Source organism: Alistipes sp. AF14-19 (assembly GCF_003461645.1).
Classification (GTDB): domain Bacteria; phylum Bacteroidota; class Bacteroidia; order Bacteroidales; family Rikenellaceae; genus Alistipes; species Alistipes shahii.
This window is the reverse complement of sequence record NZ_QTXM01000003.1, coordinates 227,174-241,754: the sequence shown is the minus strand read 5'-3', so window position 1 is coordinate 241,754 and position 14,581 is coordinate 227,174. Positions and strand designations below refer to the sequence as shown.

Sequence of the window (14,581 nt, the reverse complement as noted above, 5' to 3'; positions counted from 1 at the left end):
GGCGGTTCAATCCACTCTTCCTCATGCCAGTTTCATTTGATTCAAGACAAATCTTGTTTCGCAAGATAAGAAAAAAACACCATTCCGAATATCTTTTCGAACCATGAATTTAACCGAACTTACAATCCGAACGCATCCTGCGGCATATCGCGACAATGTTTAACCGGATTTCCGCCTGCGGTTTCGATCCGAAACACCCCATTCGGGCCGAAATTTCTTTTTTTGCGGACCGGCTGTACTATGGACGGAAATTACTATCTTGCGGCCAATAAACCTTCCCCCCCCGGTTTGACGCGTTACATACTACTGATTCTCGCCCTTCTCGGGTTTGTCGGCATGCCCTCCGCACATCCGGCGGGGAATCATGCGCTCCAATCCTTCGCCCTCTCTTACCAACCCATGAACTTCGGCCGGCCGGCGCGCACGGTCGTCACGGTCGAGGACAAGGAGACGCACGACCCGCTGCTGGGCGCCACGGTCTCGATCGTCAGCCGGGCCGACACGCTGCGGGACACGACCGTCAAGGAGGATTTCTACCGTATCATGGCCGTCTACCGCTGCGACCGGATTTTCCGCGACTCGGTCGACCTGGAGGTCACCTACGTGGGTTACAAGCCGTTCAAAAAACGCTACGGAAACACCGGATTCCGGGGACGGATCGAGGTCAAAATGGAGGTCGACGAACAGTCGATCGCGCAGGTCGTGGTCGTCGGGCAGCAGGTCGCCATGGTCTTCCGGGGCGACACGACGGTCTACAACGCGGGGGCGTTCAAAACCATGGCCGACGACCGTTTCGCGGAGCTGCTGAAACAGCTGCCGGGTGTCGAGATCAAGGACAACAAGATTTACGCCGAAGGGCAGGAGGTCAAACGGGTGCTGATCGACGGGAAAAACCTCTTCGGCTCGAAAACCTCCTACGCACTCACCGACCTCGAAGCCTCGGACGTCCGGAGCGTGCGGGTCTACGAGGATTTCAGCCCCGAGGCAAAGCGCCTGGGGGACAACACGGCCGAAAAGGAGAAGGTGATGGACGTCGAAACCAAGTCGAAGCGCGGTTACATCCTGGGCGGGAATCTGGAGGGCACGCTCGGCGCGAGCCTCGAAAGGGACTACTCGGGTCGGCATGAAATCCGCCATTCCGAGGCCGGAAGCTTTTACCGCAACACCGAAAGGGGCAACTGGCGTCTCGAAGCCTCCAACTCGAAGGACAACATCCGGCAGGGAGAAGGCGTCTCGTTCGACTCGAAGACGACCCCCACGAAACAGACCGACGCCCAGGCGGACTATACCCTGCGCCGGGGCGACTCGACCAACGTATCGACCGCCGTCCGGTTCGGTCGCAGCCGCCAGAGCAGCACGGGGTCCTCGCAGACCGAATATTTCCCGACCGAAGCCTATGCCCTGCGCAACGAGGAGAGCCGGAACGAATCGCTCTCGAAATCGCTTTCGGCGGAGATCTCGAACTACGTCAACATCCAGCGGAAGAAGAAGGTTTTCGGGGCCATGACCACCTTTTCGATCGACGACGGCTCCACACTCGGGCACAGCCGCACGCAGCAGCGAATCGACGACGAAAAGACCCGGACGAACCTCAACAGCAACTCCGACAGACGCAACATCCGATTGAATGTCAGCATTTTCTTCCACTCGAAAATTTCCGAACGGTCGACCCTGTCGTTCAACGTCTCGGGCAAATACGCACCCGGCGACCGGGACGGCTGGCGGGTCGACACGACGGCCTCGACACCCGGCCTGCAGGTCAAACTGCGCAACGACGGCGACAGCCGCAACTATTCGTTCGGCGCCAATCTGGGCTACCGCTACAAACTGGGAAAAAAGGGTTCGGTCAACGCCTCATACAACTTCAGCCGCGATTACGCCCGCTCGAAACAGCTGGCGGTCGATTTCCTCTCCGACCCGCAGGGCGTCGTCGACACGGTCAACTCCTACCATTACACGACCGACACCTACACGCACAGCCTGCAAACCAGCCTGCAATACCGGAGCGGCGACGTCTGGATAATGGCCGGACTGGGCGGAGTGCTCTACGACATCGCCCGCAGCGAGCGCTTCCCCAAGGAGGAGCGCTTCCCGCGGCTGTTCTTCCAGCTCAACCCGACGGTCTACCTCTCGGTCGGCAAGTCGCGGAAGCGTTTTTCGTTCAACCTGGCCTCCTTCCCGCAGATGATCCCGCTCGACGCGCTGCGCTCGACGCTCAACGCCACCAACCCCCTTTCGTTGCAGGCCGGAAACCCCGGTCTCAAGTTGCAGAACGACCTCTCGGGATCGGCGGGATTCCAGTTCACCGACGTCAAAAAGGCCCTCTCCTTCAGCGTGCGGCTCAACGGCAGCTACACCTTCAACTACATCACCCAGCGACGCACGCTCTTCCTCGAAGACACCTACCTGCCCCAGTACGACTACACGGCACGGAAGGGTGCGCAGCTCACCACGCAGGCCAACGTCGGGGGCAATTACAACCTCGGGGGCAGGGTCTCCTACTCACAGCAGATCAACCCGCTGCGCTCGACCCTGAACGTCTCGGTGAACTACGGCTTCAGCCAGACGCCCTATTTCACCGGCGAAGACCTCTTCCCCTCGGTCCGCCATTCGCTCGGCTTCGGCTTCGGCTTCGACTCGGGCTTTTCGAGCAAGGTCAAGCTCAACATCCGCTCCAACACCTCGATGAGTTCCTACACCACGCAGAAAGAGACCGCGCAGGAGCTGCGCGAACAACTCACGGCGCGCGTCGACCTGCGCTTCGGCAAGTATTTCGGGTCGGTCGGCACGCTCTACGAATTCTACTGCAACAGCCGCTCGCACGCGCTCACGCGCCACAACGTGATCCTCAACGCCTCGGCGGGGCGCAAGTTCGGCAAGGAGAACCGGCTGGGGCTTTCGGCGGGCGTCATCGACATCCTCAACCGCCCCGACTACACCACCACGAGTTTCGACACGGATTACATCGTCACCTCCTCAACCTCCTACCTGGGCCGTTACGGCTACCTGCGCGTCGCCTATACGTTCTGATCGGAAGCCGCCGGAATTACGGTGTTATTTCGGTTTATTTCGTATAGTTTCGCATATTTTCGTATCTTTGGACGCAGAAACCGTTTAAAGCGTATGAAAAAACTACTGATCCCCCTGATTGCCGCCTTTGCCGCGAACACCGTATCGGCCGCCGCGCCGCAGCAGGTCATCGACATCAGCACCGACAAGGTCTCGATGGTGCTCACCGCCGCCCCCGGAGGCGAAGTTTATTTCCGCCACTTCGGCGGACGCATCGACGACCCGGCGCCGCTGGCCGACTACAAGAGCAACCGCCGCAGTGACCACGGAACCGAGGACCTGGCCTATCCCGCGACGGGAGGCCGCAACTTCCGCGAACCCGCCCTGCGCGTCACCCATGCCGACGGCGACATGAACACCGAACTGCGCTACGTGTCGCACGCCTCGAAACAGCTCTCCGACAAGAACGTGACGGAGACCGTCGTGAAGATGACCGACTGCTGCCAGGCGCTCGACGTGGAACTGGTCTTCACGGCCTACGCCCGCGAGAACGTCATCACCACGCACGCCGTGATCCGCAACCGCGAGAAGGGTCCCGTCACGCTGCACAGCTTCTACTCCTCGTCGCTCCCGCTGAAGGCCGACAAATACCTCCTGACGCACCTCTACGGGGCCTGGGCGCGTGAAGCGCAGGTCGACCACACGCTGCTGACCCACGGATCGAAAAGCATCGAGTCGACGCGCGAGGTGCGCACGACCCACACCGAAAACCCGGCGTTCCTGCTCACGCTGAACAGCGATTCGTTCAGCGAGACCTGCGGCGAAGTCATCGCCGGAGCGCTGGCCTGGAGCGGCAACTTCCGCCTCAACTTCGAGGTCGACGAATTCGACGTGCTGACCGTCCTGGCCGGCGCCAACCCCAACGCCTCGGAGTACAGGCTCCGCCCGGGCGAGACGTTCACCACGCCCGAAATGATCTACACCCACTCGTTCTGCGGCGCGGGCGGCGCCTCGCGCAACCTCCACGACTGGGCGCGCAACTACGGCATCTACCACGGCCACGAGGTCGTCCCCACGCTGCTCAACAGCTGGGAAGGCGCCTACTTCAAGTTCGACGCCAAGGTCCTGAAACAGATGATCGACGACGCGGCCTCGATGGGATTGGAAATGTTCGTCCTCGACGACGGCTGGTTCGGCAACAAATACCCGCGCAACAACTCCAACGCCGGACTGGGCGACTGGCAGGTGAACGCCGCGAAACTCCCCGAAGGCATCGACCACATCGCCTCCTACGCCCACTCGAAGGGACTGAAGTTCGGCATCTGGATCGAACCGGAGATGGTCAACCCCAAGAGCGAGCTGGCCGAGAAGCACCCCGACTGGATCGTCCGTCCGCCGAAGCGCGAAGCGCCCACGACCCGCAACCAGTGGCTGCTCGACCTCACGAACCCCAAGGTGCAGGACTTCGTGTTCGGAGTCTTCGACAACACGATGAAACTCTCGGACAAGATCGACTACATCAAGTGGGACGCCAACCGCAACGCCAACAACGTGGGTTCGGCCTACCTCCCGGCCGACGAGCAGTCGCGCTTCTGGATCGACTACGCGCAGGGCTTCTACAAGGTGATGGAACGCATCCGCGCCAAATACCCCGACGTGCTGATCCAGGCCTGCGCCTCGGGCGGCGGCCGCGTGGAGTACGGCGCCCTGAAGTATTTCGACGAAGTGTGGACGAGCGACAACACCGAGGCGCTTTCGCGCGCCCGCATCCAGTACGGCACGAGCCTTTTCTACCCCGCCGTCGTGATGGGTTCGCACGTCTCGGCCACGCCCAACCACCAGACGGGCAACATCACGCCCATCAAGTTCCGCTTCGACATGGCCTGCGCCGGACGCCTCGGCATGGAGCTTCAGCCCAGGCAGATGACCGACGAGGAGCGGCAGTTCGCCCGCCGGGCCATCGCCAGCTACAAGGAGTACCGCGACATCGTGATGCAGGGCGACCTCTACCGCATCGGCACGCCCTATGACAAGAGCGGCTGCTACGGCCTGATGTACGTTTCGAAGGACCGGAAGCAGGCCGTGCTGTTCACGTACAGCCTCCGGTACCAGGGCCGCTCGCTGATCCCGAAATTCCGCCTGCAGGGCCTTGACCCGAAGACGGGCTACACCATCCGCGAACTGAACGTCGACAAATCGCGCAACTGGTTCGACGGCAAAACCTTCAGCGGCGAGATGCTCTCGAACGCCGGCATCAACCCCTCGATGCCGAAGATTTACGACAGCGGCGTATTCCTGCTCACGGCGGAATAGAAGCTGCTCCGTCGCGAAAGCCACCCCGGGATTTGCCGCCGGGGTGGCTTTTTCCTATCTTTGCCGAAGAACATTTTTCCGAACATGATCGAACAAATCATATCCCGACGACTGCAAATTCCGCTGCACCAGGTGCAGGGGACCGTGCGTCTGCTCCGCGAAGGGGCGACGATACCCTTTATCAGCCGCTACCGCAAGGAAGCGACCGGCTCGCTCGACGAGGTGCAGGTCGCCTCCGTCAAGGAGTGGCTCGACCGGCTCACCGAACTCGAAACCCGCAAGCAGACGGTGCTCACGACCATCGAGGGGCAGGGCAGGCTGACCCCGGAACTCCGCCGGCGCATCGCGGAGTGCTGGGATGCGGTGGAGCTGGAGGACATTTACCTGCCCTACAAACCCAAACGCCGCACGCGGGCCACCGTGGCGCGCGAACGGGGCCTGGAGCCGCTGGCCGAAATCATCCTGGCGCAGCAGTCCCGCAACGTCGTGCAGCAGGCCCGGCGGTTCGTTTCGGCCGAAGTGCCGACCCCGGAGGAGGCCCTCGCCGGGGCGTGCGACATCGTCGCCGAACGTATCTCGGAAGATGAGCGCGCCCGCAACACGCTGCGCCGCACGTTCGCCCGCGAAGGCATCGTCCATTCGAAACTCGTCAAAGGCAAAGAGACGGAAGGGGCGAAATACGCCGACTATTTCGACGCCGCGACGCCCCTGCGCAGCATCTCGTCACACCGCTTCCTGGCCATGCGCCGCGGCGAGGAGGAGGGCATTCTGAAAATCGCGGTCGACGTGGATGCCGAACATTGCATCGAAAGTCTCCGCCGGCTGTTCGTACGGCCCGGCTCGGCGACGCGCGAATGGATGGAAGCGGCCGTGGCCGACTCGTTCAAACGCCTGATACGCCCCTCGATCGAGACCGAACAGCTCGCGGCGGCCAAGGAGAAGGCCGACGACGAGGCGATCCGGGTTTTCGCCGAGAACCTGCGCCAACTGCTGCTCTCCTCGCCGCTGGGGCAGAAGCGCGTCGTGGCCATCGACCCGGGATTCCGCACGGGATGCAAGGTCGTGGCGCTCGACGCGCAGGGCAACCTGCTGCACAACACGACCGTCTACCCCCATCCGCCGCAGGGCCGGGCGGCCGAAGCGGCCGAGACGCTGAAATCGCTGGCCGCCAGGTACAAGGCCGAGGCGTTCGCCATCGGGGACGGCACGGCGGGCCGCGAGACCGAACAGCTGGTCCGCGGACTGGGGCTGGAAGGCGTGGAGGTATTCATGGTGAGCGAGGACGGCGCGTCGGTCTACTCAGCGTCGGCCGCGGCGCGCGAGGAGTTCCCGGACTACGACGTGACGGTGCGCGGGGCCGTGAGCATCGGACGCCGCCTGATCGACCCGCTCTCGGAGCTGGTCAAGATCGACCCCAAGTCGATCGGCGTGGGGCAGTACCAGCACAGCGTCGACCCGGCGAAGCTCAAGGCGCGGCTCCGGACGGTCGTCGAAAGCTGCGTCAACCGCGTCGGCGTCAATATCAACACCGCCTCGAAACACATCCTGACCTACATATCGGGGCTGGGACCCGTGCTGGCGCAGAACATCGTGGCCTACCGTGCGGCGAACGGGGAGTTCAAAAGCCGCAGGGCGCTGCTCAAAGTGCCGCGGCTGGGAGCCAAGGCTTTCGAGCAGGCGGCCGGGTTCCTGCGGGTCGTCGGAGGCGCGAATCCGCTGGACAACAGCGCCGTGCACCCGGAATCGTACGCCGTCGTCGAGCGGATGGCCGCCGACGCGGGCGTGACGGTCGAACGCCTGCTAACCGACAAACAGCTGCGCAGCGGTCTCAAGGCCGAACGATACGTGAGCGAAGAAGCGGGGCTGCCGACCGTGACGGACATCCTCGAGGCGCTCGACAAACGGGGGCTCGACCCACGCGAGCAGTTGCAGGTCTTCGCATTCGACCCCAACGTGCACACGATCGGCGACCTGCGCGAGGGAATGCTTCTGCCGGGCATCGTCACCAACATCACGGCCTTCGGGGCTTTCGTCGACATCGGCGTCAAACAGGACGGGCTGGTGCACATCTCGCAGCTGGCCGACCGCTACGTGGCTTCGCCGGCCGACGTGGTGCATCTGGGACAGCACGTCGAAGTGCGGGTGACGGGCGTGGACACCGTTCGCGGCCGCATTGCGCTCTCGATGCGCCGCGAAGCATAAAAGACCGGATCAAGCGAGGCCCTGCAACGGCCATCCTGGTCGAAAAATGGCCTTTTAAGGTCGAATATTGTCCGCCCGGTCCGTAAAACATCGCTACCTTTGGGTATTCAAACCATTAACCCATTTGTCCGATGAGAAAAAACAACCTGCTCATTACCTCGTCGTGCCTGCTGGGGGCACTGGCCTCGTGCTACGGGGCCTTCGGAAAGAACCCGCGACCATCGGCAAATGGCATCTGGGGTGGGATTTGACATACAAGGAAGGCAAGGCGAAAACCGTCGACAACATCGACTTCACGAAGCGCGTGGCCAACGGTCCCACCGATCGGGGATTCGACTATTTCTACGGGCTGACCTCGCCGTCCGGACCTCCGCACCTCTACATGGTCAACGACATGGCGGAGAAACAGCCGAACACGAGATTCGAAGAATCAGGCGGCGGACTGTATAAAATCAAGGGCGGCATCGGCCACAGCGACTGGAGCGCCGACGGCATGCAGCCCCACCTGGCGGACAAGATGCTCGAATACCTCGACGAAAACAAGGATTCCGACAAGCCGTTCTTCCTCTACATGGCGCTGACGGCTCCCCACATCCCGCTTTTCCCGAGCAAGGAGTTCAAGGGCAAATCCAAGATCGGCGACTACGGCGACCTGGTGATGATGATAGACGACATCGTCGGCAGGGTCAATCGAAAGCTGAAGGAGATCGGCAAATACGACAACACGATCGTCATGTTCGCCGCCGACAACGGCTGCGCCGGTTACATCAACATGGACAGGATAAACCGGAAAGGGCACTATCCGTCCTATATTTACCGGGGCTACAAGTCGCACGGCTGGGAAGGCGGCCACCGCATTCCCTTCATCCTGTCGTGGGGCGACCGGTACGGACACGTGACCGATAATTCGCTCGTCTCGCTGACCGATCTGTACGCCACGTTCGCCGACATGCTCGGCTACCGGATAGCCGACGACGAGGCCGAAGACAGTTTCAGCTTCTGGCCGATACTCGACGGCTCGGGCAACGCCGCCCGGACCGACCTGATCGCCACGTCGGGAGCCGGCTATTTCACCTACCGAACGCCGCAGTACAAGCTGATATTCAACGCGGGAAACGGTTCCGGCGAAGAGTACAGGATCGACGGACAGCCCCCGCTGCAATTCTACGACATGGTCAACGATCCCGAAGAGAAGGTCAACCAGATAAACAATCCGGAATACGCGGGCCGGATCAGGGAGATGGCCGCCCGGGTGAAGAAGTACATCGAGGACGGCCGATCGACGCCCGGAGCCAAAGCGGCCAACGACGGCGGCAATTCCTGGAAACAGATCACCGACATAATGAGCGGCCTGTACGCCGGGAACAGGTAAGGGCGAAACTGCGTCGAAGGATGCCGGAACCGCCGTCCGGCTCCGATCAAAAGACCTCCGTATTCCGGAATCGAATGCGGAGGTTTTCAATTGGCGGCAACGAGCTGGCGCGGGACATGCTCGAAGATACTGACGAGCAGGCTGACGCCTTGTTATTGCTGAATTACAAGCGATAACGAAACAACCGAGGCTGATAAGGGTCCTGACAAAGAAAAAGTCCTCGGAAGTTATTAGCTTCCAAGGACTTTCTTGGTGGAAAATTGCCGTCCGGCATTGCTCTCGCGCCATTTCCGCGCACGCCGTCCGGCGACTTTCCGGCAGCATTCGCTGCTTCAGTTGAGGTCTGAAGCGGACGCCATAAATTTGAATCAAATTTTACCGATTTGAATTTTATTTTATCTATATATCAATATTTTACAGCTGTTTTTCATCAACTGCGAGGTCTGGAAGTTTTCGAAAATTCGGCCGACGTATGACAAATGTATGACAAAAATGATTACATTTGCAGCAGACAAAACCTCCTGACCTATGGCTTCATTCTGCTATCGCATCCGCTCGACCCAGAAAAACAAACTGGTCAAAATCCAAATTCTCTTCACGGTTGGCCGCGGCAACCAGTTCTACGTCGACAGCCAATATATGGTGCTGACGGACGCCTGGGACAACAAGCGGCAGACGGTCAAGAGCCGCTTCACCTTTACCGACGACTTCACCGAGCAGCAGGGGCGCGAGCTGACCAAAAACCTTTCCGAACTGCGCAGCCACATCCTCGGAGAGATTGCCAAGGATCCCGAGCACGCAATGACGAAGACACGGCTGGAGAAGATCATCTACAGCTTCCACCACCCGCGCAGCCTCACCACCGGCCGCCATGCCCGCAGCCGCGAATCGCTCAGCGACTACATTGCCCGCTTCACGCGCGAAATGGAGGAGGGCACCCGGCTGAACATCCACAAACTCCGATACGGCCCCTCGACCATCAAGAACTACAAGGGATTCGTCGTACAGTTCGACGAGTACTGCAAAGCCCGGCGCAAGCAGTTCGACTTTGCCGACATCGACCTGAAGTTTTACGACGACTTCGTCGCCTGGTTCACCGCCAAGAACTACTCCGTCAATACGATCGGCCGCCACGTCAAGGAGCTGAAGATCATCATGCGTGCGGCCCGCGAAGAGGGTCTGCACGACAACGGGGCGATCGAGAGCCGCAAGTTCCGCGTGCTGACGGCCGATGTAGAGAACATCTATCTGACGGAGTCGGAGATCCGGGCCATCGCCACGCTCGACCTCTCGAAAAACCGACACAAGGATGTTGCCCGCGACATCTTCCTGGTGGGGTGCTACACGGCGCAGCGCTTCAGCGACTACTCGACCATCAACGAAGGTAACATCCGCACGCTGGAGAACGGACAGCAGGTCATCGACCTCAAGCAGCAGAAGACCGGCAACCACGTCGTCATTCCGGTCCGACCCGAGCTGCAGGCCATCCTGGAGAAGTACGACAACCGGCTGCCGAGAACCTACGAGCAGAAGGTGAACCACCTCATCAAGGAGATTGCGCGCGAGGCGGGCATCACGGAGAAGGTCGAGGTCTCCTACATCGAGAATGGCGAAAAGAAGAGCCGGCTGGTCGAGAAGTGCGACCTGGTGAAGACCCACACGGCACGCCGCAGCGGCGCAACGAACATGTACCTGGCGGGGATCCCGACCATCGCCATCATGAAGATCACGGGCCACAAGACCGAACGGGAGTTCATGAAGTACATCAAGATCACCGAGGAGCAGACCGCCCTGGAGTTGATGAGCCACCCCTATTTCAGCGGGAAATAAAACGAAATGTTACCGCCGTAAAATTTACGACGGTAACAAAAGCCCACATGAATTTTCACACAAACGACCGCAACTGCTGATTATCGAGAATTATTTGTAATTTTACAAAAACTTAAGTCTATGACAGCCGAAAAACTGACATCCATACTCGACTCTTTATTAAGTCTTCCGGCAGAGACCGAGGTCGTTGAATTCAAAAGAGCAGAACGGAATTTCGATGATCGAGACCTCGGACAATACTTTTCGGCCTTAAGCAATGAAGCCAACCTGAAAGAAAAGGATTGCGCTTGGTTAATATTCGGCATAGAGAACAAATCTCATGAGGTAGTCGGAAGTCAGTATAAAAACTCTCGCCCGGCTCTCGATGCAATAAAGAAAAAAATTGCAGATCAAACCACTGGGCGCCATACCTTCGTCGAGATATATGAGTTACTGTACAGAAACGGGAAAAGAGTTGTAATGTTCCAAATCCCGCCTGCTCCACAGGGAATCCCAATCGCTTTTCAAGATCATTACTACGGACGCGATGGAGAATCTTTACAGGGACTGGCTATCGAAAAAATTGAACGCATACGCTACCAAGTCAAATTGAAGGATTGGAGCGCGGGAATCATCGAAAATGCCTCTTTGGAAGACCTGGATCCGGCAGCCATTGCCAAGGCGAGAGAGTTATACACAAAAGCCCATGAGGAAAAAACGGACGAAATCGCCTCATGGGACGACATCACATTCCTGAACAAGGCAAGAATTACGATTCGTGGTAAGATCACCAATACCGCCATCGTCCTGCTTGGTAAAGAAGAAAGCGAGCATTTGATTTCTCCCGCAGTAGCCAAAATCAAATGGATTCTGCGAGGACAAGACAACATCGAACGGGATTACATGATCGTATCCTGTCCGTTCGTATTGGCCGTTGATAGGATTTACAACAAAATACGCAATCTGAAATACCGTTACATCAACCCCGAACACAAGACCTTATTTCCTGAAGAGATCGACACCTACGAACCCTATGTAATTCGCGAGGCATTAAACAACGCGATAGCCCATCAGGATTATACACTGGGAGGACAGATCAACGTAGTGGAGTACGACGACAAACTGGTCTTTTCGAACAAAGGATCTTTCATTCCCGGCAATATCGAACGGGTACTCATCAGCGATGCTCCGGAGGAACAATACAGAAATCAATTTCTGGCAACAGCAATGGTAGGACTGAAAATGGTCGATACAATCGGCAGCGGTATTCGCAAGATGTACTATTACCAGAGACAAAGACTGTTCCCCTTGCCGGACTACGATTTATCCAATAATCGGGTCGAAGTAACCATTACAGGCAAGATTCTCGATATGAATTACGCGAATATATTGGCACAGAATACCGATCTGAGCCTCCTTGACATCGAACTACTGAACCGCCTGCAATTGGGGAAGACATTGTCTGACGAGGAAATCACGCGTCTGAGAAACAAGCATCTGATCGAAGGACGAAAACCCAAGGTATATATTGCAAAACATATTGCACAGAAAGTCGGGCAGAAGATCGAATATTCCGGGCATAAAGGTCTTGGGAATAAGCGTTGCGAAGAGTTTCTTCTGACTGCATTGCGTGACCATAAATCCTTATCCCGAAAAGAGATCGATGAATTGCTTTGGCCTCTGTTGCCGGACCTGCTTAATGAAAAGCAAAAAAAGGACAAAATCACAAATATGCTGATCAAGTTGAGAAAACTGGAGAAGATCTCAAATAAATCAAAAGGCCCCAATTCAGACTGGTTCATTAATTAAGTGCCGTTCAAATACCGTTCAAGTGCTTTTTAAGTGCTTTTTAATTGTTATTAGAATAGCAACACATTGATAATCAAGCAACAAAAAGCACTTAAATTCATTTTCAAATAGAAAATTAAGGACTTTTCAATGCCTCGCCGCCGAAAAATAACGATCCGGGCCTCCGAGCTGGAGTGCTTCGAGACGCTCGTCCGGGAGCTGCACCAGCGGCCGGAGTTTGCCGGATTCGATCCGTCGAGCCTGCACGTCTGGACTTACGAACGGTATGAGCCAAAGCTGAAGGATGCCGACGCAATCCTCCGCCGCTTCGACTACTGGCTGGGCGTGCACAAGGGCGAGCGCTATCTGATGGCAAACGGCAGCCGGCTCTTCAACAAAAAGGAGCTGGCCGAGGCGCTAGGTGTCGCACGACCGACGCTCGACCGATGGATTACGAACGGATGGCTGGAGCCGTGCCGCGTTCAGATCTCGGCCGGCGGCGACACCCTCTTTGCAGCCAACGCCGTTCGGGAGGTATTGGAACGGTTCCGATAGGCTCGAAAACCACATCATCAACGAGGACGGCGGGTGCCGTCCTCTTTTTTTGTCCCGAGCAGAATCCGATTACACGACAGTGCCAACCGACGCAAACGAATGCCAAAGTCCGGAAACGGGCGGCGGCATGTCCTCGGCATGTCCTCGGCGTGGCACCGGTTGGCATCGGTTGGCGCTGATTTGTAACGCCATTCGCCGTTTTCGGGAGGGACTCGGAAAGCCTTTCTTTGCGTCATCAACCAAATTCGAATCGTTATGACCAAGGAAATCTTTCTGAGCGGCATGACTGCCGACCAACTCTCGGAGATGATTCGCGAATCGCTGCGCGACGAGTTGCGGCAGCTCCACCCCGAACCCTCCGCCAAGACGCCGAACTATCTGACACGCCGCGAGACGGCCCGCCGCCTGCGCATCTCGCTCGTGACGCTCAACGACTGGGTGAACCGCGGCCGGATCCGCGCCCACAAGATCGGCGGGCGCGTGCTCTTCCGCGACAGCGACGTCGAGGCGGCACTGCACCGGATTGTCCCCATCAAAAGCCGATAGCCATGAAGACGGTCTCAGATTGCATCGGCATCCGGGAGTATCTCCTCCGCCGGGGGCTGCAGCCCCACCGCGAAACCGCCACCCACGGCATGTTCCTCTCGCCGTTGCGCGAAGAGCGCACCCCCAGCTTCAGCGTCCGCTACGACAAGGGGCTCTGGTACGACTTCGGACTGGGTGAAGGGGGCACGCTCCTCCAGCTGGTCATGCGCATCGAAGGGTGCGGCATGGCAGAAGCTATCCGACACCTGCGCAAAGAGGCCGCGAACGAAGTCCTCTTCCAGCCCTTGCCAACCGCCTCGCCGCGCGAAGACTCCCCGCTACGGATTCTCAGCGTCGGGGAGATTCGCCACCCAGCGCTGATCGGCTATCTGCGCGAACGCGGCATCGACCCCGCCGTGGCCGGAGCGCTGTGCCGCGAGGTTCACTACGCCGTCGGCGAGCGGCGCTTCTTCGCCATCGGCTTCCGCAACGATGCCGGAGGCTGGGAGCTGCGCAGCCCGCAGTTCAAGGGGAGCAGCGCCCCGAAAACCATCACGACCTTCGACCGGCACGGCGACACAGCACTGCTCTTCGAGGGTTTCTTCGACCTGCTCTCCTACCTGACGCTGCAACACAAGCCGACACCGGCCGTCGACACCGCCGTGCTCAACTCCGTGGTGAACCTACCCCGCGCCCTTCCGTTTCTCGCACGCCACGCGACGATCCACACCTTCCTCGACAACGACGAGGCGGGGCGCCTCACCCTCGAACGGCTGCGCAGCGCCCTGCCCGGTGCAACCGTCATCGACCGGGCGGAGAGCTACCGCACCCACAAGGATCTGAACGAATCGCTCCGACCCTCCGCGAAGATTTCCCGCACGCCGCGTCGTCGCGGCCGCAAGTTGTAACGTCGCCCGGAATGACACCGGAACCGTCGCCCACCCATCGGCCGCTTCGCGACCGCGGCTTTTCCCCCAAGGAAAAAGCCATAGCCTATTAGGGCTTTTT

9 protein-coding genes are annotated in these 14,581 nt (G+C 58.8%); all 9 read left to right on the top strand.

Annotated elements, in window-relative coordinates:
• The first annotated feature begins 399 nt into the window (after positions 1–399).
• The 9 genes from DWW03_RS04690 (at position 400) to DWW03_RS04650 (ending at position 14,481) form a co-directional block, all read left to right on the top strand.
• A complete protein-coding gene (locus DWW03_RS04690) occupies positions 400–3,030 on the top strand; it encodes an outer membrane beta-barrel family protein (protein ID WP_259301976.1) in 2,631 nt (876 codons plus the stop codon).
• Positions 3,031–3,123: 93 nt separating this feature from the next.
• Complete coding sequence (locus tag DWW03_RS04685; protein WP_118406399.1) at positions 3,124–5,322, top strand: alpha-galactosidase; 2,199 nt, start codon at positions 3,124–3,126, stop codon at positions 5,320–5,322.
• Between the two features lie 84 nt (positions 5,323–5,406).
• On the top strand, positions 5,407–7,524 hold the full coding sequence (locus DWW03_RS04680) for a Tex family protein (RefSeq protein WP_118406398.1): 2,118 nt from the start codon (positions 5,407–5,409) through the stop codon (positions 7,522–7,524).
• A gap of 247 nt (positions 7,525–7,771) precedes the next feature.
• Positions 7,772–8,896, top strand: coding sequence for a sulfatase-like hydrolase/transferase (locus DWW03_RS04675; RefSeq protein ID WP_181989604.1), 1,125 nt, complete (start codon positions 7,772–7,774; stop codon positions 8,894–8,896).
• A gap of 528 nt (positions 8,897–9,424) precedes the next feature.
• Positions 9,425–10,726, top strand: coding sequence for a site-specific integrase (locus tag DWW03_RS04670; protein ID WP_118406396.1), 1,302 nt, complete (start codon positions 9,425–9,427; stop codon positions 10,724–10,726).
• A 120-nt stretch (positions 10,727–10,846) separates the two neighbouring features.
• Positions 10,847–12,514 (top strand): ATP-binding protein, encoded by a 1,668-nt coding sequence (locus tag DWW03_RS04665; RefSeq protein WP_118406395.1) that lies wholly within the window; start codon positions 10,847–10,849, stop codon positions 12,512–12,514.
• A gap of 129 nt (positions 12,515–12,643) precedes the next feature.
• Positions 12,644–13,048 (top strand): hypothetical protein, encoded by a 405-nt coding sequence (locus tag DWW03_RS04660; RefSeq protein WP_118406394.1) that lies wholly within the window; start codon positions 12,644–12,646, stop codon positions 13,046–13,048.
• A 282-nt stretch (positions 13,049–13,330) separates the two neighbouring features.
• Entirely contained in the window at positions 13,331–13,594 is a 264-nt protein-coding gene (locus DWW03_RS04655) for a helix-turn-helix domain-containing protein (protein WP_229028781.1), read from the top strand.
• A gap of 2 nt (positions 13,595–13,596) precedes the next feature.
• Entirely contained in the window at positions 13,597–14,481 is an 885-nt protein-coding gene (locus DWW03_RS04650) for a toprim domain-containing protein (RefSeq protein ID WP_181989603.1), read from the top strand.
• Positions 14,482–14,581: the final 100 nt, after the last annotated feature.